This is a genomic window from Amphibacillus marinus (genome assembly GCF_900110345.1).
Lineage (GTDB): Bacteria > Bacillota > Bacilli > Bacillales > Amphibacillaceae > Amphibacillus_D > Amphibacillus_D marinus.
In genome coordinates, this window is sequence record NZ_FODJ01000017.1 from 1 (window position 1) to 20,828 (window position 20,828).

The window sequence follows — 20,828 nt, forward strand, 5'->3', positions numbered from 1 at the left end:
CCTCTCAGGTCGGCTACGCATCGTTGCCTTGGTGAGCCGTTACCTCACCAACTAGCTAATGCGCCGCGGGCCCATCTGTAAGTGACAGCTAAAAGCCGCCTTTTACCTCTAACCCATGTGAGTCAAAGGATCATCCGGTATTAGCCCCGGTTTCCCGGAGTTATCCCAGTCTTACAGGTAGGTTGCCCACGTGTTACTCACCCGTCCGCCGCTCATTCCACAACTCGTCACCCCGAAGGGATCTAAACTGCTTCCTGCGCTCGACTTGCATGTATTAGGCACGCCGCCAGCGTTCGTCCTGAGCCAAGATCAAACTCTCATTAAAGTGTTTACTAGCACACGGATGTGCTGGCATCGACGTTGCAACAGGACGTTGCGTACTTAGTCGATGATCCATTTTGCTCGCTTAAAAGCACTAGCTTTTGTCTTACTTCTTTTCTTAACACACTGGTTGTTTTGTTCAGTTTTCAATGTTCAATTGGTTGTGCTGTTCTCTTGCGACAGCTTTTATATTATATAAAAGATAAAACAAGATGTCAACAACTTTTTTTAAATTGTTTTCGCCTTTTATTCTTACCAATTTTGGCGACTTGATTAATATACCATGTTGTAATTAATAGGTCAATATGTTTTTAAAATATATTTTAAAATAAAACAGCATTTCTATATACTATACCCAAATTAGTCTATTGTTTTAGCTAAGATCTTATAATAAAAGCAAAGTATCAAGCACTGTCCGTTCTCGTTCCATTATTTAAGAAACCCCGCTTTGCAAAATTACAAAGCAGGGTCGTCCTTAAATATCTTTGTTTTTCATTTGTGGAAATAGTAAAACATCTCTAATAGATGGCGCATTCGTCAATAGCATAACTAGTCGGTCAATACCGATGCCTAGGCCACCCGTTGGCGGCATACCATATTCAAGAGCTTCAAGAAAGTCTTCATCCATTTCATGAGCCTCGTCATTACCTTGCTCTTTCTCTTTAACTTGAGCTTCAAAACGCTCTCTCTGATCAATTGGATCATTTAACTCAGAAAAAGCATTTGCATGTTCCCGTCTAACAATAAATAGTTCAAAACGATCGGTAAAGCGACCATCTTCCTTATTCTTTTTAGCTAATGGGGAGATCTCAACTGGATGACCAAAAATAAATGTCGGCTGTACTAGATGCTCTTCAACACGTTGCTCAAAGAATTCATTAACAATATGGCCAAATGTCATACTGTCTTTAATAGCGATTCCGTGATCTTTTGCCAAGTCCTTAGCTTCACTATCAGTCATCTTTGCCCAAAAATCAACACCCGTATATTCTTTAATTACGTCAACCATGTGCACACGTTTCCAGCCTGGGCTTAGACTAATTTGATCTTCACCATAGGTCACTGTACTAGCACCAGTTACTTCTTCAGCTATGTGCGCCACCATATTTTCAACTAGAGTCATAATATCGTGATAATCTGCGTATGCTTCATATAACTCAAGCATCGTAAACTCTGGATTGTGTCGAGTAGAGACACCTTCATTTCGAAAGACTCGCCCAATTTCATAAACCTTTTCCATTCCTCCTACAACCAGTCGCTTTAAATGCAACTCAATTGCAATCCGCATATAAAGGGGAATATCTAGGGCGTTGTGGTGCGTAATAAACGGGCGAGCAGAAGCGCCACCTGCAATACTATGCATCATCGGAGTTTCAACCTCTAAGAAACCCGCTTGATCTAAATAACGACGCATTGATTGAATAATTTTACTACGTAGAATAAATGTTTCTTTACTATTCTGGTTAGTAATTAAATCTAGGTAGCGCTGGCGGTAACGCTGTTCAACGTCTTTTAAACCGTGGAATTTCTCAGGTAATGGACGTAATGACTTTGTTAAAACTGCGAATTCACTAACTTTAATTGATAACTCACCAACATTCGTTTTAAAAACAGTTCCACTTACGCCTACAATATCACCTAGATCAGCGGTATTAAATAACTCATACGCTTCATCACCAATTGCATCCTTGCGGACATACAATTGAATTTGACCACTTAAGTCCTGAATATGAGAGAAACCAGCCTTACCTTTACCTCTCTTCGTCATAATACGACCGGCGATAGTTGTAGCAATTCTTTTTTCCTCTAATTCTTCTTTAGAAAATTGATCATAACTTTCCTGTAATTCGGTTGCTACATGTGTTCTAGTAAATTTATCACCAAATGGATCTAATCCTTGATCCCGCATAGCGTTGAGCTTATCTAACCGCACCCGCATGTGTTCATTTAACTCTTCTGACATTATATCTCACTCCCATTTCTACATTTTTTTATAATAAGTGCATATAAAATAATTAGCAATTTAATTAAAAAACAAATTTAAGACTGTCAATCCAGTCTGACAGTCATCAATCTAAGCCAGTATAAAAAAAACTCTACGTCATGTCAATATATCATGATAATTATGAAAAAGTGTATTGTTGAGATACTTGTGCAACGTAATCCATTAATAACTCTTCAAGCTCTTGCCTAGTTTCAACTACATTAATCAAGCGCCGTACTTTTCCGTTGCCTTTGATATCCTTTAGATACCAAGCAGCATGTTTTCTCATCTCCATCATTGCAACTTTTTCCGTTTTAATATGAATAAGCCGATCAGCATGGAGCAGACATACTTTAACTTTTTCCTCTGGTGTTGGTTCTTCTATTAAAGCACCTGTTTTTAAATATTGCACAATACGATACATAATCCACGGGTTTCCTAATGCAGCCCGACCAATCATCACCGCATCAACACCTGTCTCATCAAGTCGTTGTTTAGCAATTTGTGGTGAATCAATATCGCCATTTCCAATGACCGGAATATCAACGCAAGCTTTAACCTGCTTTACAATCTCCCAATCCGCATAACCTTCATACATTTGCTCCCGAGTACGGCCATGCAAGGCTAGTGCCTTTGCACCCGCTTCCTCTGCCGCCTTAGCATTTTCGATAGCAAATACGCTATCATCATCCCAGCCTTTTCGCATTTTTACCGTTACTGGTTTATCAACTACTGATGATACCGCTGAAACAAGCTCGTATATTTTTTCCGGCTGCAATAGCCACCTTGAGCCTGCATCACATTTGGTGATTTTAGGCACTGGGCAGCCCATGTTGATATCAATAATGTCTGCATTTGTATTCTTATCAACAAACCGAGCAGCTTCAACCATTGACTGCTTTTCTCCACCGAAAATTTGCAGGCTCATTGGCTTTTCAGCCTCGTCTATAAAAAGCATTTCCAGCGACTTTTTATTCTTGTTAACAATCCCCTTATCACTAACCATCTCAGCACATACAAGTCCAGCGCCAAACTCTTTAACCGTCAAGCGAAATGCCCAGTTACTGACACCCGCCATTGGCGCAAGTACTACCTGATTCGGTATCTTTACATCGCCGATCTGAAACATTCTTTTATCCCCTTTAAGCATTAATCAATTGGAGGCTTTAACTCCGCAATTGGTATTCCTAACGTTTCAACTGTTCGTTCGAGAAATGCCTCTGACGGCACACGCTGACCGCGCTCAACCTCACCAACTATTGAAAGCGAGACGCCTATCGCATCAGAAAACTGAATTTGTGTATAACCTTTTAATTTGCGAAAGGCCTTTATTCTTTTTCCCCATCTTGACTTATCCATTTTATAACGCCTCTCTTTTCATCTATCGACATTTGAGTAAGACACTTACCTACTGTTTGATTAATTCCCGGTATGACTAAAGTGTTGTTAAGCTCAGCTAATGGAATTAAAACAAACGCTCTTAAGTGCATATGTGGATGCGGAATTGTTAAGTGATTCGTCACCATCTTCTCTTCATTATATATTAAAATGTCAAGATCTATTGTTCTTGGCCCCCATCTCACTAATCGCTCACGACCTAAATCCTCCTCGATCTCTTGGCAAAAATACAAAAGCTGCTCAGCAGATAATGACGTTCGAACCTCAATAACTTTATTAAGGAAATCTTCTTGATTTTGATAGCCCATTGGCTTAGTTTCATAGATAGAAGAGTTTCTTACTACCTGAACGTGTTCAGATTTATCTAATAATAAAACAGCTTGATTCAAATAGCCTTCTCGAGGAGAAATGTTGGAACCCAGCGCGATATAGACCCTATTCATTGCGGTTCCTATCTCTGTAAATCTCAACAGCTACAGACTGATAATGACCAGGTATTGGCGGGTCTGGCTTAATAACTTTAACACGACAGCTAACGAGCTTAGTAAAAGCACTAAATAATGTTGAGACTATTTTTTCAGCAACTGCCTCAATTAATTTATATGGCGCTCCCTCTACGATAGCTTTAGTTAAGTTATAGACTTCTCCATAATCAATTGAACTGACCAGATCATCATTTTTTCCAGCTGCTTCAAGAGGTAGCTCCAGCTCCAAATCAATAACAAAACGCTGACCTAACTCATTTTCCTGATGTAAAGCACCATGATAGCCGTAAAAAGTTAATCCATTTAATAAAATCTTATCCATAAACTTAAACGCCCTTCCCGATTAACACATCTGTCATTTTTGCAACTCTAGCATTCATTGCAACATTATGTACACGTACAATATTAGCACCCTGTACTATTCCAAAGCTTGTTGTTGCCGCAGTCCCCTCATCCCGCTCATCAATAGGCAAATCTAAAAAATGGCCAATCACTGATTTTCTTGAAGTCCCTAATAAAATCGGATAGCCTAACTCCTTAAAATCAGCTAATCTTTGGATAACCTCAAGGTTTTGCCCAGCTGATTTGGCAAAACCAATGCCGGGGTCAATAATGATCTGATTATCAGCCACTCCCGCCTGCTGCGCAAGGCGAATACTCTTAAGTAAATCATCCTTCATATCAGCAATCAAATTCTGATAGACAGCCCGCTTACGATTATGCATCAAAACAATTGGGACTTTATATTCTGCGGCTACCTTTACTATATTAGGATCAAACTGAGCTCCCCAAATATCATTAATAATATTAGCACCTGCTGCTATTGCATGATGTGCAGTCTTAGCTTTATACGTATCAATAGAAATAGGTACATCTACTGCTGCTCGAACATGCTCAATAATTGGGATAACTCTATTTATTTCTTCATCCTCAGAAATCGGAATGAAACCAGGACGAGTTGACTCCCCGCCAATATCAATAATGTCGGCTCCTGCCTGTACCATCTTAAGCGCTTGATTTACAGCAGATTCTATCTCACTATACTTGCCACCATCGGAAAAAGAGTCTGGTGTTACATTTAAAATACCCATTATGTAGGTTTTTTCACTTAAATCTAGCCGCCCTTGATTTGTAGGAACAACACAATGCAAGTCAATCGCTCCTTTAGTCTTTTCTTCTATTTTAAACCATTACCAGCAATTTAGCAGTATTAATGTCGAATTTTATAATAGAAACAATATTCTTACTATTACATTCTAGTGATGCAACCTCAAAATAAGGGTTGTATCTCAAATAGCACAGATTAAGCAAATGTTTGTAATGCTCCAGCAAAAAAGAGCCGCTTTTCACAGGCACGGCCTCGGGCTCACAGGATGTGAGTCAGTTAGACATTACGACACGATGTCGCGTCCTTCGTCTAACATCCTCAAAGGGATCTTCGGACACGTGCTATTCCCGCAGGAGTCGGCTCTTTTTTGCTTCCCCCTAATCTTAGAAAATTAGCTTACCAACGCTATTTAATGACGAACCGAAATAAGCATCCGATTAATACTTGGGTTGAAGTAGCCAAATCAATATGCTACTATGCAACGAACGTATCTTTCGGGTGCTTATAAAGGTTGGTAAAAATTATTTGTGTTTTAGTTTAGTTTATTCTTCAAACTGATAAAGTGGGGTTGATAAATAGCGTTCCCCATTACTTGGAATAACGGCAAGTACTTTCTTGCCTTTGCCCAATTTCTTTGCAACCTTTTGAGCAGCAAAAATGGCTGCACCAGAAGAAACACCACCTAGCAACCCTTCAACTCGTGCCGCTTCTCTGGCTGTTTGATAGGCTTCTTCATTACTTACAGTAATAACTTCATCATAGATTTCTGTGTTTAAGATTTGCGGTACAAAACCGGCACCTATTCCCTGAATCTTATGAGGACCTGGCGCCCCTCCTGAAAGAACAGGAGAATCCGTAGGTTCGACCGCATAAATTTTTATATTTGGATAGGTTGCTTTTAGCACCTTACCCGCACCCGTAATTGTTCCACCAGTACCAATCCCTGACACAAATGCATCTAATTGTTCACCAAATTGCGCCACAATCTCTTTACCTGTAGTGCGTTCATGAATTGTTGGATTGGCCTCATTCTGAAATTGTTGCGGCATAAAATAGCCGTGGGCTTCCTTTAACTCTTCGGCTTTTTTAATAGCACCCTTCATCCCTTCAGCACCTGGTGTTAGAACGAGTTCAGCTCCATAGGCTCGCAACAGATTTCTTCGCTCTAAACTCATTGTATCTGGCATAACCAATATCGCTTTATAACCTTTTACAGCTGCAACCATTGCAATACCAATACCTGTATTTCCGCTAGTAGGCTCAATAATTGTATCACCTTTCGTTAGAGCACCACTCTCTTCAGCATCCTCCACCATTGCTAAAGCAATTCGATCTTTAACTGAGCTACCTGGATTCATGAATTCTAGTTTAACGTAGATGTCCGCATCTTCTGCCCCAGTTAAGCGGTTCAGTTTTACAACCGGAGTATTACCAATTAAATCTGCAATAGAGTTTGCAATTGCCATTAAAAAAACCTCCAATTCCGACTATTCTTATTTGTTTAATACAATTATATGCTTCCTTTACAACGTTGTCAATATATCCAATCAACATTTAACTCTTGCCATAAAGGCTTTACAGAAGCGCGATCACCAACTTGTTCCATCGCCAATTTCACTCTAATATAAGTCTCTAGCTCATTAAATCCTAGCTGTATGCTAGGTAGTTCGCGATGCAGATAGACAATGACGTAACCTTGGTAAGTTGAGAATGGTTCGGTATAACTAAATTCATCCAAATCCAAGGCGCGATCAAAATAACCTTCTGGCAAGAAACTGCTCGTTGACGTAAAAAAGCCTAGATATCCACCGTGGTCACTCGAGTCCTCATCAATTGTATATTCTCTGGCTAATGCAGAAAAGGCTGCTCCATTCTCTAATTCGCCATAAACACGATCTGCCGTTGCTTGATCATCAACTACAATGTGAGAAAGTTCAATTCGCTGAGAAAATTCATATTCAGACTGATAGCGGTCATAATATGCCCCTACCTCCTCATCTGTTATGCTAATATCACTTGAAAGGAGCATATCTGTTAGAATTTGATGTTCAATATCTCTGCGCCAATTCGCTTCAATTTGCTCAACTTTTTGTTCAGGAAGCTGGCCAGCTAACGTTGCAAGCATTGCAAGCTCGTAATCAATTACCCCAGGTTGTACCGATAACCCTTCTTGTTCCGCCAACTGCGAAACGACTTGGCGGTCAATTAACTCCTCCAACCCCAATTCTCCGTAGCGCACCTCTAAATACTGCATCCATTCATTATAGAATATTTCTTCACCATTTATGACTGCAACTGGACTATTTACATCAATTTCTTCAATCGATTCATAATCGGCTTGGTTATTATTTGCTCGATTTAATAAAAACAACGTAACAACATTTGTTAGCATTAAAGCGAGAATAAACACTAATAAGAACTTTTTTATATTCATTGCAACTCTCCATTTTGTCTTAGTTGATCTAGCTCTGCTGCTGTTAAATGGTAGTGCTCATTACAGAAATGACAGGTCGCGTCTGCACCGTTGTCCTCTTTAATCATTTGTTCAATTTCTTCATTCCCCAGTCCTCTAATCGCATCCTTTATTCTATCCAATGAACAAGAACAAGAGAATTCCACAGGCATGGTTTCAAGTATTTTTAGATTCTCTGCACCAAGGAGCAAATTCAAGATATCCTCTGGTGTTTTACCCTGCTGAATTAATGAAGAAATGGGAGGGATTTTTTCCAGACTTTTTTCAAGTAGCTCAATAATTTCTTCTGTAGCCCCAGGCATGAGTTGCAAAATAAAGCCTCCTGCCGCTAAAATAGTATGATCAGGATTAACTAACACACCCGCACCTACGGCTGAAGGTACTTGCTCAGATGTAGCAAAGTAATATGTAAAATCTTCACTGACTTCTCCAGAAACAATCGGAACCTGTCCCGTGAAATGTTCCTTTAACCCTAAATCCTTTACCACACTTAAGCTCCCCGTTGTTCCGACAGCTCGAGCAACGTCTAGCTTACCCTTATCGTTTAAGTCAAAGTCTACTTGTGGGTGGGTAATATAACCTCGTACCTGTCCATTTGCTCCTGCATCGGCTACTATTGGACCAGTCGGCCCACCCCCCTCAAGCTTAACAGTTAATTTATCGTCCCCTTTTAACATTGCTCCCATCATCGTAGCAATCGTCATCGTTCGGCCTAGTGCTGCTGATGCAGTTGCCCAAGTATCATGACGTCGTCTTGCTTCTTCTACTAAAAAAGTCGATTGAACCGCATAAGCACGAATTTGACCATCAAATGCGGTAGCTTTTATTAAATAATCACGCATAATTATACCTCTTTTCCATTAACCTTTTGATAAATCTTTAGAAGTCCTTTTAATGTTAGTGCAGGATCGACAATGTCAATTGTTTCTGATTCATCAGAAATTAGCTCTGCTAGTCCGCCAGTGGCAATAACTGTTGGATTTTGTTTACTCTCTTTTTTAAACCTCCGAACCATTTCATCCACCTGACCAACATAGCCAAAGTAAATACCGGATTGCATAGCATCTACCGTCGTTGATCCGATCACACTTTTCGGATGAGTAATTTCAACCTTAGGCAGTTTTGCTGCGTGATGGTACAGTGCGTCCAAGGATATTTTAATCCCAGGTAAGATAGCACCTCCAACATATGAAGATGATTCATCAATGTAACAATATGTTGTGGCAGTACCAAAATCAATAATAATTAACGGACCACCATGCTCATCAATAGCGCCAACAGCATTAACAATACGATCAGCCCCTAGTTCATGGGGGTTTGGATATTTCATTTTTAAGTAAGATTCAATCGGATGATTGCCAACGATAATCGCTTTTTTTCCAAAATATTTTTCAGCCATACTTTCAAGTGCATACATTAACGGTGGAACAACCGAAGAGATGACGACATCTTTAACCAAGCTAAAGGTCAAGCTTTGATAATCAAATAATGACTTAACGAGCATGGCAAATTCATCCTCCGTTTTATTCCGATCCGTTTTGACTCGCCATTGATAAACAAGTTCTTCTTGATCAAATAAACCTAATACCGTATTAGTATTTCCTACATCTAAGACAAATAACATTTTTCATCACCTATATTCTTATAGAAATCATTTTAATCTATTTTACTGGTTTTTTATATAATATCCAAATGTTTAGCGATCATTTAGCATAGCGACTTTCCAATTTGCTTATTCCCTGGGAAATAAAATGCATCTTGGTACAACTATCAAGAGTGGTACCATATTGTGCTCCTTAGAAAAAACACCTTACCCATACTACTTTTCATAACCGTTAAAAAAATCAGTATGTAGTCAATTGCGCACTACATACTGATCACATAATAGATGTTTAATTGTTATCTTCTTCATTCTTGTCTGGTGAAATTGTGTCATCGAGATTTAACTCTGCTTGATGATCTTCTTCATCTTTTGCCTTTATATTAACTTTTACTTCATCAGCATCTTTAGTTGCAGGCTGTTCACCGTCCTGTTCAGATACGACTTCATCAGGAAGCACGCCCTTCTCAAATAATGATTTAATTTGAGCAGCATCTAACGTCTCTACTTTAAGTAGTGTCTGCGCAATCAACTCAAGCTTATCTTTATTTTCAGTTAAAATATCTTTAGCTCGCGCGTAGCACTGATTAATGAAGTTCTGCATTTCTTGATCAATCTCATACGCAATGGCATCACTATAGTTTGGCTCATTTTGCATGTCTCGACCTAAGAAAACCTGACCGCCACCACCACCAAATTGTAGTGGACCAATCTTGTCACTCATACCATATTCAGTTACCATCTTACGCGCCATGCTTGTTGCACGTTGGAAGTCGTTATGGGCACCTGTACTTACCTCACCAAAGATAATCTCTTCAGCAACACGTCCACCTAACAGTCCTGTTATTTTATCAAGCAATTCAGGTTTAGTCATGAAATAACGATCTTCTTTCGGAAGCATGACAGCATAACCACCAGCTTGACCACGTGGTACAATCGTTACTTTGTGAACCATATCTGCCTCGTCAAGCACCATACCAATAATGGTATGACCACCCTCATGGTATGCAACAATATTTCGCTCTTTCTTAGAAATGACACGACTTTTCTTAGCAGGACCCGCGATAACACGGTCAATTGCCTCATCAATGTCTTCCATTTCAACTTGTTTTTTATCACTACGCGCTGCCACTAACGCTGCTTCATTTAGTAAGTTTTCTAAATCTGCACCTGAAAATCCAGGCGTACGCATTGCAATGGTTTTTAGACTAATATCATCAGCCAAAGGCTTATTTCTTGCATGAACACGAAGAACATCTTCACGTCCTTTTAAGTCTGGGCGATCAACCGTAATCTGACGATCAAAACGTCCTGGTCTTAATAAGGCTGGATCAAGAATATCTGGTCTATTAGTTGCAGCAATAATAATAATACCTTCATTTTCGCCAAAACCATCCATCTCGACCAGAAGCTGATTTAACGTTTGCTCACGCTCATCGTGTCCACCACCAACACCAGCACCACGCTGGCGACCGACAGCATCGATTTCATCAATGAAAATAATACACGGTGCATTCTTCTTTGCATTTTCGAATAAATCACGAACGCGCGATGCACCAACACCGACAAACATCTCAACAAAATCAGACCCACTGATAGAAAAGAAGGGAACGCCAGCTTCACCAGCAACAGCTCTTGCTAATAGTGTCTTACCCGTTCCTGGAGGTCCAACAAGCAGGACACCTTTAGGAATTTTAGCACCAATTGCCGTAAATTTACGCGGATCTTTAAGAAAGTCTACCACTTCGACTAGCTCTTGCTTCTCCTCATCCGCACCTGCTACATCATTAAAACGCACTTTCTTTTTATCTTCACTGTACATTTTTGCTTTGCTTTTCCCAAAGTTCATCACTCGGTTTCCGCCACCCTGTGACTGATTCATGATAAACAAGAAAATAACAACAATGAATATAAATGGTGCGATCGCAACTAAGAAGCTAATCCAAGGACTTGGTTGTGGTTCTGGTTGTATATTTAATATTTCCTGACTGCTACCAATTGATGTGACTCTTTCAATCAATTGATCATTCTCTGGGATATTTGTGATAAAATTGGTACCTTCATTATTATCTAATTCACCAGTGATTTGCATGACCCCATTCGAAGGATGCATTTCCATATTAGCGATTTCCTCATTGTCTAGTGCACTGAGAAACTCGTGTAACTTAAATTCTTCCGTTTGATTATTTTGTCCTGTTATTAACTGTAACGCTAACAAAACGACTAGTAATATGACGCCGTAAAAAATAAACGTCCGAACTATACGATTCATCACTTTCCTCCTCCCAAACGAGAAAACTATAGTACATCGTATCATAGAAAAAACTGGATTGACAACTAACTTGATCACAGCATTTCCATAATTTAACGACTTTAGTTATTTTTTTAAAAAAAATTTTGCCCTTAGTATAATATTTTGATCACTTATTCTCCGCTGTATACATGAGGCTTTAGCACACCAATATATGGGAGGTTTCGATATTTCTCTTGATAATCTAATCCATAGCCTACTACAAATTCATTAGGAACTTTAAAGCCGACGACATCTGCCTCAATATTGACTGTTCGGCCTTCTGGTTTGTCTAGTAGTGTCACAACTTTAATTGATTTTGCCTTACGATATTTAAATAAGTCCACGAGATAGCTTAGTGTCAAACCACTATCAATAATATCTTCTACAATAAGTAGATCTCGTCCCTCAACCTTTGTGTTCAAGTCTTTCTCAATTTTAACTTCACCTGATGAACTTGTTCCACCACCATAGCTTGATACATCCATGAAGTCCATCTCTAAGTATGTATCCATGTGCCGGACAATATCTGACATGAACGGCAAGGCACCTTTTAGCACACCAATTGCCAAGGGGAATTTATCTTTATACTCCTCGGCCAATAATTCTCCTAATTCCCTGCACTTCTCTTCAATTTCCTCTTGTGAAACTAAAATCTTCTCAATGTCGCTATGCATCCTGATCCTCCTACAATCCATTATTAAATTGGTTAAAAATTTTAATATAATGTTCCCCTTCAAGTTGTTGATCGTGACTTCTCTTGGCTAAGCCTAACACCCAAAGAAGTTCACCTTGATCATTAACAAGAATTGGCCAATGGTCACGCCGATGTACAGGGATCTTATGATCAATAAATAATCGGCTAACTTTTTTATGACCTTTTAGACTCTCTATATAGATACGATCCCCAGGTTGTCGTGAACGAATAAAAAGGCGTTTGCTTTGATAATTAGTAGGATAAGGCCAATAAAACACATTTTCATCTCGTGTTTTCACTTGACAATCTGTCACAAGTTCAGTTAAAAGGGACCATTCCTCTGATACACGCGTCGTGCCAGGTACATTTAGCACCATTTGATAGCCCTCACGATTCTCTTCGTAATAGAACATAAGTAAATGGTAAGATCTAGTCATCTTTAACTTATTCGGGAGATCAATTGAAGCATTAGCCCGCTCGTTCGTTAGCATGTTAAAAAACTGCTGTTCATGCCGATAATTCAGACCACTTGGAAGGGTATTATATAGATAGTTTAATATTAGATGAAACAATCTCCTTTGTAAAGCGCGGGGGTGCTTTTTCAGGTCATTAATTGAACAGCTAACTTGAGGTGGTTGAGCCTGATAAGTAACAATGCGCCGAGCTACTTGATCTGCCATCTGTTTTAAAGCAAGGCTGTCATCCTGTGCATGTTCAGTAAACTGTTGAATCGTGTGCAAAAGATTAGGGTTCTGTTCCCTTAATAACGGCAAGACATGAATTCTAAAATAATTTCTTGTATAAGTATCCTCATTATTGGATGGGTCTCTTCTTGGGACAATATTCTGCTCTTTGCAATAGCCTTCAATATCTTTTTTAGCTAAGCAAAGGAAGGGTCTTATTAAATGACCATTAGCAATAGGTCTTGAAGGTAACATACCTTTTAGCATGTCCGTTTGTGTCCCTCTAGTCAACCTCATAAAAACTGTTTCAATCTGATCATCACCATGATGAGCTAACGCTAAGTATGTAGCATTATACTTGTCCATCATCTGCTCAAATACTTGATAGCGTAATGTCCGGGCAGCCTCCTGTGTGCCCATCTTCGCTTCGGCCTTTAAGCCCTTTACATCAACAGTGCTGACTTCAAATTCAAGCGCATTTTCCTGACAAAAATGTTTAACATATTCAGTATCTTGAATTGAATCTTCACCTCGAAGTGCATGGTTAATTGAAATGACGATCAACCTAAGCCGCCATTCCTCGCGCTTTTTAATTAAGTAATGGAGGAGGGCCATTGAGTCTGGACCCCCGGACACTCCCACAATAACAGTTTTGTTCTTTTCAATAAGGTTAAATTTACTTACGTACAAATCAACAGTATCGACTAACATCGCTTTACCTTCTTTAGTTTAATGATATATGCTACCTATCCTAGCAGAAATTTTAATTAATAGAAAGCTGTAAGAAGGTAAAAAATGAGACTACTTAAACCAAACATAAAGATTTCTAACCAATCACGGTTTTGACTCCGCCCTTTATGCACGGTTGCGGTTGGTTGCTCTACTTTGGTTTGCAGGATCAACACTTTCTTTAAGTCCTGTCGCATTGAGATGGCTGTTTGATAACGTCCGCTTACCGCCCGTGATAGGACCAGCTCATATGCTGAAAGCACCTTTGCTTGCTTAATTTTAGCTAGGAGTAAGCCTTTTGCATCCTCGGTTTTCTTAAATCTATTCGGATAAACGCATTGTAAAGCAAGCATTGCTAACGCAAATAAATCATAGCTCGGTTCGGCCTTCCTGTCCCCACATTGCCAGTATCCTCGATCATAGAATTCCGTGTACTCCTTGACTGAACGACCGATCTGAGTTACGCCACCTACATCAATAAACCGGAGCCGGATTGGGCTGTTTGTTACAATAACATTTTCCAACTTCAAATCACCAACGATAAAGCCAATTTGGTGGAGTTGATCCAGTTCTTCTAATAATTGCGATAACAGTAGTCCTAGCCAGGCACTGCCGCGATTGTTTAAAAAGGAACTTAGCTCACTTCCTTGAACATATTCCATTGTGTAGAATGGGTAACAAATTCCATCTGGTGCCAACCAATCATCTACCTCATACAAAGAAGGTCCAGGGCTGTTACCTCGGACCTTCGCTAATTTTTGTAAGACATTAATTTCTGAAGAGATCGACGCGACCTTATCACTTATTTTTAATGCAACAAGCTTTTTATCACTTTGCTTTGCTAAATAGACAGCCCCTATCGCTCCTTTTCCCAACACTTGTTGAATAACATAGCTATTCCGCTTCCACTTACCAACTAATCTAGTCCCTGGTTTAAGATTAAATGCCAAAGTCGGCTTGCTCTGATTCAGCATGTCGCTTTAAGCTCCTTAATAATCCCGCTTGTCCATAATGGTGTAAAGCTTCCTTTAGCGCCGGCCCGGTTGGTGTCACACCACCGCTTGTAAGCTTTGGAAAAACGCTTGCAAGTTTATCAAGCTTTGTTGACCAATCAAGAATTTGAGTCGTAGCTTTCTTCTTCCCAGGGAAAGAATAGATTGAAAACTTATTATCACCTATTCTAGCATTCATACTTATCGAGAGATCAATTAATGCTTCTTTAACTAACTCAATTTTCTTTTGCATGCTGGCACTTGTATCAACCAGGACCAGCAATTGAATATCACAGGTTTCTGTTAACTCCTCGACAACCTCCATTACCTCTCCTCGTTGACTGGGTGGCAGGCTTTCAATTGATTGGGTATCTCCTAGTATTGAGCGTAGCTCCTGATTGACAACGCCTTGAAGCGTTTGCGTCATCGCCTGCTTGGTGACAGCTTGAACGGTTTGTGTTAATCGTTGTGGATAAACAATTTGGCTTACCCCGCCACCTGATTCAGCAATTTCCTCTACTTCTTGCAAACTCTCCGAATCTTCATCGCCATGATCAAGCACACCAATCACATTAACGGTAATACCTTGCTCTTTAATTAGGCTTGCGACTAACGTTGGGTCTTCCCCTTGGTTGGAACAGCCGTCGGTAATTAATAAAATTTGCTTTAACTTGCCTGCTTGCATCTCACTTTCCCTCCTAGTTGAACTATGCTATCACCATTCTCGACTCAATTAGCTTTTTTTATACGGTAAAAAGAAAATCAATTGGTAATTAGCGTACTTATTCAGAAACCTTATAGTAAGGGACAGTAGCCCACTTTGATTGATAACGCTGCACCTTCGCAACGAGAATAGTCATATCATCTTCTATCTTTCCAGAAGATAAGCGCACTACTTCTTCAAGCAATAAATCGGCAATCTCTTGCGGATCAGAAGTCTCGATTTGCTTAATAACCCGCTTAAGCCAAATGTCTTGATTCTCTATTAATTTTGGCGCCTCAAAGATGCCATCACTTGTCATGATCAGGATATCACCATGCTCTAATTGACGATCAACCACTTCAACGTCAAACTCTTTAACAATACCAATCGGCAAATTACTCGATTCAACTGGTAAAATTGTGTGTCCCCTTTTAATAAAGCTGGGCGTGGAACCAATCTTTAAAAATTGAACATTAGCAGATTGTAAGTCTACCATCGCCAGATCAAGAGTAGAGAAGATTTCATCGGTCATGCGAAGTGACAATATCGAATTAATTGATTTTATCGCAACCTGCTCATCGATTCCAGATTGCAAGATCTGCTGTAGTAAATGTAGGGTTTGCATACTCTCTTCTCGTGCTCTTTTCCCATTACCCATACCATCACTAATGGCTAATGCATATTTACCAGCAGCAAGCTCCATTGTGGAATAACTATCACCAGAAATAAATCCGCCTCCTTGAGCAGCGTGGGCTACACCAATATCCAATTGAAAGGCCCTTGCTGATTTGAAAATTAAGAAACAGTAACCATTTGGCATTGGCGAAATTTCTTCTTCAGCAACCACGACGTTTTCTTTTAGAATATCTGACAAGATGGGGGCGATCACTTTATTACCCTCATCATGGTATTGATAGACAGACAGCGTCATTTCAATATCAATTTCACCTTTACGTAATGAATAGATATCTAATTGTTCAATCTCCATTCCAATTGAAGTTAGCGCGTTAACAATCTGTTGTTCCTGTAAATCATGATGCTCACGTTCATGAACAATTTCCCTGGCGAAATTATCCATAACTTCTGACACGCCTAACAGTTGATCAGCTACAAAGCGCCTACTTTCACCAACCTGCTTTTTCAAATGCTGATTTGCTTTATAGTAAGAAAGCTGGTCCTTTATTGCCGCTTCAACTTTATTGGCCTTCATGCATTGACGCTTAAACTTTGACTCTGTAATTTGCGAAACATGGCCATTCTGTGAGAGTTCTTGCTTAATTTTGGCCATATTTTGATAGGTACTATCAAAATTTTCTGCCCAACAGACCGTTTTTTTGAAGCAGCCTTGACAGGTTTGCTCTGTGACATGACTTAAGAAATCATCAAGCTCTCGTTCCTCTTGGTGTATATCAATTTCTTGGGCAAGTTTACCGGTAAATGTTTTTGATAACGCTTCAAAAACGTCTGAGAATTGTTCCATTCGATTAGCCGTTGCATCACGTAATTTTTGTAAATATTGCTGTTGTTCTTCATACTGTTCATTTGATCCTGGGATAAAACGTGCTAATCTCTTTGTCAAACTTGTCGGTGTTAGCAAAAACAGTAAAATGGCAGTAATGGAAGCCACTACCGACGGAAACAACGAAGCTGTACCATCTACGTAAATACTTAATAGAAATGTACCAATTATTAATCCTGAACTAATGGCAAACTTACCACCTTCCCTCATTAGTCCACCTAATAGGCCACTAAATGCCAGTAAGCTTAATTGCGTTAATGTTGTCTCATTCACTAAGCTTAAAATTAACCCCAGAATCACACCAACCGTTGCGCCAATGGTAGGGCCACCAATCAAGGCTAGCATTAAGATTAAATAACGGGAGAAAACATCCTCAAGATTAACACCGACCAAGTACATGCCAGATAAACCACATAGAACCGATGCAACCAAGATAATACATGATATTAATTCTTCATTTTTTAAGACTGGCTTATAACGCTTTGGTGCTACGAGCGGCGTACTTTGAATAAAAATTAAAAATAAAATTCCAGCAAGTAGGGCTTCTGTAAAAGCCATAATTAAAGCATAATTAGAAAACTGATTTGATAAACTAGTAAAAGCAAGCCTTCCTAGCATAGATGATAAAGCTAATATGTATGGCAAATGCCTATTTGAATTGACAAATAGACCAAGCGAAATAAAGAAACCAAAGCATAGATAGCTAATAAGTAGAATAATTAGAGGTGAAAAACCAACGGTAACCACACCAAATATTGAAAAAAGCAAAACAAGCTTCGCACGTTCCCGTTTAATAACCCAGACACTTGCAAAATAAGCAAGTGAGAAGGGGATAAGCTCGTCCATTATTACTGCCCGCCCAAGTAAGAAGCTAATAACGTACAACGCGACGTCTTGTTGCTTCATAACTTGAAAGAAAGTTTTTATCCACCTTACTTTAAATTGATACTTTAATTTTTCCGAATAGGCCTCTGTTATTATTCCCACAATTCCTTCACCTCTTTATTAGTATGATGATCATTTAATCACATAACAACGAGATAATTTGTCAAAATAACAGGACACATCATTAAAATCTTTCGACGCATTCTAGCAAAAGTAGTGGGTTTTTTCCTTTAAAAGCATTATCAAGTTGAATGTTACGTAATAATATTAGTGCGCATGTTGGAAAAGGACGAGAAAGCTTATTAACAACTCACTTAAATGATCGTGAGCAAGCGATTAACTTTAAGTCGACACTGCGGTTTATTAGGCGATTAGAAAATAAACATTGACACTCTTTCATAGCTGTTGTATTATATCATTTGTGGCTTCAAGTCATAGCCTATTCATGGCGGTGTAGCTCAGCTGGCTAGAGCGTACGGTTCATACCCGTGAGGTCGTGGGTTCGACTCCCTCCGCCGCTACTAAAGCTAAAGATTAAAGCAGACTGTTTATAACAAACAGCTCTGCTTTTTTTGTCGTTTATTTTGGTATCTTAATACGCTCCTCTCACCCTCACATGTTAGAATAACATAAGTCGTGAAATTACTTTTAATAGATAAGCCTTTAGGGAGGATCACTTATGGTCAATGACCTATTTACACATTACCGTCCGATTACAGCTACGCCATTCACTCGTCATCAAGCATATATAGAAATTGCCCCAACAAAAGCCCTCGCACCATATGTATGTTGTTTTTGGGGAACCACCAAGAGCATTTGGCGTCTTCCACAAGATACACTTGTTATTCCAGATACATGTATGGATATTATTTTTGACGTTAATTTTACTAAGAACACAATTAGACAGTCATTTTGTGGTATTCAAGATCAGAGTTTTTTGGCTCAATCAGCTGGACCTGCTACCTTCTCATTTACCTTTGCAATTCGGTTCTATGCCTGGTCCGTGGCGTTATTCACAGATGAAGACATGCGGTTTAGCTTGAATCAATTTGCTGATCCAGAGCAATATTTCAAGACATTTAGAAAAGAGCTCGAACAAAAGCTTATTGACAGTCACACAATAGCTGAACGGATTAAATATGCTGAGACTTACTTACTTAAACGGATAAACACAAAACGAGAAAATGCTCACGTTATGAATGCGATTAATCAGATGCTCGTTAACAAGGGGAATCTTCAGCTTAAAGATATCATTGAACATACAGCTATCTCACAGCGTCAGTTAGAGCGCCTGTTTAAGCAATTTACTGGAGTTAGCCCAAAGAAACTTGCAGCTTTAATCCGGCATCAATACCTTTGGCAGCAGATTGCCTACCAAAATTCAATTAACATTCATGATGTGGTTAGCAAATATGGCTTTTATGATCAAGCACACTTGCTTAATAGTTTTAAGCAGTACCACACATTAACCCCCAAACAAGCGCTAGCACTCGCAAATAACTAAGGTCGTTTTTTTCCAATACTATTTGCTACTTAACTGATTTAATTGGGGGTAGACTAAGACAAGGAGGCGATTTTTTATGATTTATAGCAAAGCACGTCAATTTATTATGCGAAATGCCCGACCGCTAGATCTCGCTAGGTGGCACTATCACTTTGAGAATGGAAGTAGGGAGGTTGTTCTTCATGCACTTAGCTCTTATCAAAATGAAGATGGTGGGTTTGGCAATGGCCTAGAACCCGATTACTGGAACCCTAATTCAACACCAATTCAAACCTGGGCAGCTACTGAGATTCTGTACGAGCTTGCCATTAATGATCGCCAACACCCGATTATTGAAAAGGTATTAGCGTATCTTGCTAGTGAGGAAGATTTTAATGGAAAGTATTGGAAAAATACTGTTAACAGTAATAATGATTACCCACACGCACCATGGTGGCATGACACAGCCTCGAACACGTTAAGCTATAATCCAACTGCCTGTTTGGCAGGATTTATCATTCGGTATGCTCAGAAGAATAGTAATCAGTATCAACACGGGTGTAAACTAGCTGGTGAGGCATTGACCTATCTATGTGAAAATAGCCCGTTAAACGATATGCACTTACTGTCCTGTTATATTAGGCTCGTCGAATATATCGAGGGAGCCAATGCTACTCATCTATTTAATTTAACGGAAGCTAAGCAACAACTACTTCTAGGGTTAAAAGCAACGCTAACACAAAATCACGCAGAGTGGGCGGACACATACGCCTGTCGACCTTCTCAATTTTTAAATAGTAGAGATAGCACGTTTTATGAAGCGAACAAGGCGTTGGTAGAATATGAATGTGATTTTATCCTAAAAACACAGCTTCCCGATGGATCTTGGAAAATCCCGTGGAGCTGGGCTGATTATCCACAGGAATGGGCAATTAGTCAAAATTGGTGGAAAGCACATGCAATTATTGAGAACCTAGTTTTTTTAAGAAATTTTGAACATCTTTAAAAAAAGGAGTGCTTAAGCATGGCAGAGCGTGTACACGCAAGAATGAAAATGTGTGAGCAGACGGGCAAAAGCTTAGCAGGAGCAAAGGTCTACTATCGTGAGGATTGGAATACAATTTATTTTGATTTACAAGGAAAACAGTTTGGCATGATGTCACCCGACCCGATTGAAGATGCAATTATAACTTTAAAAGGACCACCGGACGACAATGTTTTTTTGCGTGACACATATTCCGATGTCACACCTGGCTACTATGCAAATAAAGTACATTGGAATTCAATCAAATTGAATACGGTACAACTTGACGATGAAGCTATTACGCAGCTAATTGTCCAATCCTATCAGCTTGTCTATAATAAATTACCTAAGAAGATTCGTATGCAATTTGAAAAATGTTAGCATGGCGTAAATCTATTTTAACGATTGAAGCTGGGGCAAAGCAAAATGATTGTTAATCTATTTGCTGATAAAC

At 39.4% G+C, this 20,828-nt stretch carries 19 protein-coding genes, 1 tRNA gene and 1 rRNA gene; 4 read left to right on the forward strand and 17 right to left on the reverse strand.

Annotated features, from left to right (window positions below):
* The 17 genes from BM000_RS15905 to spoIIE all read right to left on the reverse strand — a co-directional run.
* Positions 1 to 325, reverse strand: a 16S ribosomal RNA gene (locus BM000_RS15905); the annotation flags it as partial.
* Positions 326 to 796: 471 nt separating this feature from the next.
* Positions 797 to 2,284 (reverse strand): lysine--tRNA ligase, encoded by a 1,488-nt coding sequence (gene lysS / locus BM000_RS15910; protein WP_091500243.1) that lies wholly within the window; start codon positions 2,282 to 2,284, stop codon positions 797 to 799.
* 160 nt (positions 2,285 to 2,444) lie between these two features.
* The gene (gene dusB / locus BM000_RS15915) at positions 2,445 to 3,434 is read right to left on the reverse strand and encodes a tRNA dihydrouridine synthase DusB (RefSeq protein WP_091500245.1); all 990 of its coding nucleotides are present in this window, start codon (positions 3,432 to 3,434) and stop codon (positions 2,445 to 2,447) included.
* Positions 3,435 to 3,454: 20 nt separating this feature from the next.
* Positions 3,455 to 3,664, reverse strand: coding sequence for a helix-turn-helix domain-containing protein (locus BM000_RS15920; RefSeq protein ID WP_091500246.1), 210 nt, complete (start codon positions 3,662 to 3,664; stop codon positions 3,455 to 3,457).
* Positions 3,634 to 4,146 (reverse strand): 2-amino-4-hydroxy-6-hydroxymethyldihydropteridine diphosphokinase, encoded by a 513-nt coding sequence (gene folK / locus BM000_RS15925; RefSeq protein ID WP_091500248.1) that lies wholly within the window; start codon positions 4,144 to 4,146, stop codon positions 3,634 to 3,636. Before folK ends, BM000_RS15920 begins: the two co-directional genes overlap by 31 nt.
* The gene (gene folB / locus BM000_RS15930) at positions 4,139 to 4,510 is read right to left on the reverse strand and encodes a dihydroneopterin aldolase (RefSeq protein ID WP_091500249.1); all 372 of its coding nucleotides are present in this window, start codon (positions 4,508 to 4,510) and stop codon (positions 4,139 to 4,141) included. The genes folK and folB overlap by 8 nt, the downstream gene beginning before the upstream one ends.
* 4 nt (positions 4,511 to 4,514) lie before the next feature.
* Positions 4,515 to 5,279: a dihydropteroate synthase gene (gene folP / locus BM000_RS15935; protein ID WP_091500300.1), complete on the reverse strand. Its 765-nt coding sequence runs from the start codon at positions 5,277 to 5,279 to the stop codon at positions 4,515 to 4,517.
* A gap of 559 nt (positions 5,280 to 5,838) precedes the next feature.
* Positions 5,839 to 6,762, reverse strand: a complete 924-nt coding sequence (gene cysK / locus BM000_RS15940) for a cysteine synthase A (RefSeq protein WP_091500251.1) — start codon at positions 6,760 to 6,762, stop codon at positions 5,839 to 5,841.
* Between the two features lie 68 nt (positions 6,763 to 6,830).
* Positions 6,831 to 7,730, reverse strand: coding sequence for a peptidylprolyl isomerase (locus BM000_RS15945; protein ID WP_245751713.1), 900 nt, complete (start codon positions 7,728 to 7,730; stop codon positions 6,831 to 6,833).
* Entirely contained in the window at positions 7,727 to 8,611 is an 885-nt protein-coding gene (gene hslO, locus BM000_RS15950; RefSeq protein WP_091500253.1) for an Hsp33 family molecular chaperone HslO, read from the reverse strand. Before hslO ends, BM000_RS15945 begins: the two co-directional genes overlap by 4 nt.
* 2 nt (positions 8,612 to 8,613) lie before the next feature.
* Entirely contained in the window at positions 8,614 to 9,393 is a 780-nt protein-coding gene (locus tag BM000_RS15955) for a type III pantothenate kinase (protein ID WP_091500255.1), read from the reverse strand.
* Between the two features lie 268 nt (positions 9,394 to 9,661).
* On the reverse strand, positions 9,662 to 11,641 hold the full coding sequence (gene ftsH / locus BM000_RS15960; RefSeq protein WP_091500256.1) for an ATP-dependent zinc metalloprotease FtsH: 1,980 nt from the start codon (positions 11,639 to 11,641) through the stop codon (positions 9,662 to 9,664).
* A 152-nt stretch (positions 11,642 to 11,793) separates the two neighbouring features.
* A complete protein-coding gene (hpt, locus tag BM000_RS15965; RefSeq protein WP_091500258.1) occupies positions 11,794 to 12,336 on the reverse strand; it encodes a hypoxanthine phosphoribosyltransferase in 543 nt (180 codons plus the stop codon).
* A gap of 10 nt (positions 12,337 to 12,346) precedes the next feature.
* Complete coding sequence (gene tilS / locus BM000_RS15970) at positions 12,347 to 13,750, reverse strand: tRNA lysidine(34) synthetase TilS (protein WP_091500260.1); 1,404 nt, start codon at positions 13,748 to 13,750, stop codon at positions 12,347 to 12,349.
* A 56-nt stretch (positions 13,751 to 13,806) separates the two neighbouring features.
* Positions 13,807 to 14,742, reverse strand: coding sequence for a protein kinase domain-containing protein (locus BM000_RS15975; protein ID WP_091500262.1), 936 nt, complete (start codon positions 14,740 to 14,742; stop codon positions 13,807 to 13,809).
* On the reverse strand, positions 14,708 to 15,445 hold the full coding sequence (locus BM000_RS15980; RefSeq protein ID WP_091500263.1) for a vWA domain-containing protein: 738 nt from the start codon (positions 15,443 to 15,445) through the stop codon (positions 14,708 to 14,710). Before BM000_RS15980 ends, BM000_RS15975 begins: the two co-directional genes overlap by 35 nt.
* Positions 15,446 to 15,542: 97 nt before the next feature.
* Complete coding sequence (spoIIE, locus tag BM000_RS15985; RefSeq protein WP_091500265.1) at positions 15,543 to 17,969, reverse strand: stage II sporulation protein E; 2,427 nt, start codon at positions 17,967 to 17,969, stop codon at positions 15,543 to 15,545.
* 345 nt (positions 17,970 to 18,314) lie between these two features.
* On the opposite strand from spoIIE, the gene BM000_RS15990 reads away from it, so the two are divergent.
* The 4 genes from BM000_RS15990 to BM000_RS16005 all read left to right on the forward strand — a co-directional run bounded on the left by BM000_RS15990 (position 18,315) and on the right by BM000_RS16005 (position 20,755).
* A tRNA-Met gene (locus tag BM000_RS15990) sits at positions 18,315 to 18,388 on the forward strand.
* A gap of 158 nt (positions 18,389 to 18,546) precedes the next feature.
* Positions 18,547 to 19,371, forward strand: a complete 825-nt coding sequence (locus tag BM000_RS15995) for a helix-turn-helix domain-containing protein (RefSeq protein WP_091500267.1) — start codon at positions 18,547 to 18,549, stop codon at positions 19,369 to 19,371.
* 76 nt (positions 19,372 to 19,447) lie between these two features.
* A complete protein-coding gene (locus BM000_RS16000) occupies positions 19,448 to 20,356 on the forward strand; it encodes a prenyltransferase/squalene oxidase repeat-containing protein (RefSeq protein WP_091500269.1) in 909 nt (302 codons plus the stop codon).
* An 18-nt stretch (positions 20,357 to 20,374) separates the two neighbouring features.
* A complete protein-coding gene (locus BM000_RS16005) occupies positions 20,375 to 20,755 on the forward strand; it encodes an MmcQ/YjbR family DNA-binding protein (RefSeq protein ID WP_091500270.1) in 381 nt (126 codons plus the stop codon).
* Positions 20,756 to 20,828 lie beyond the last annotated feature (73 nt).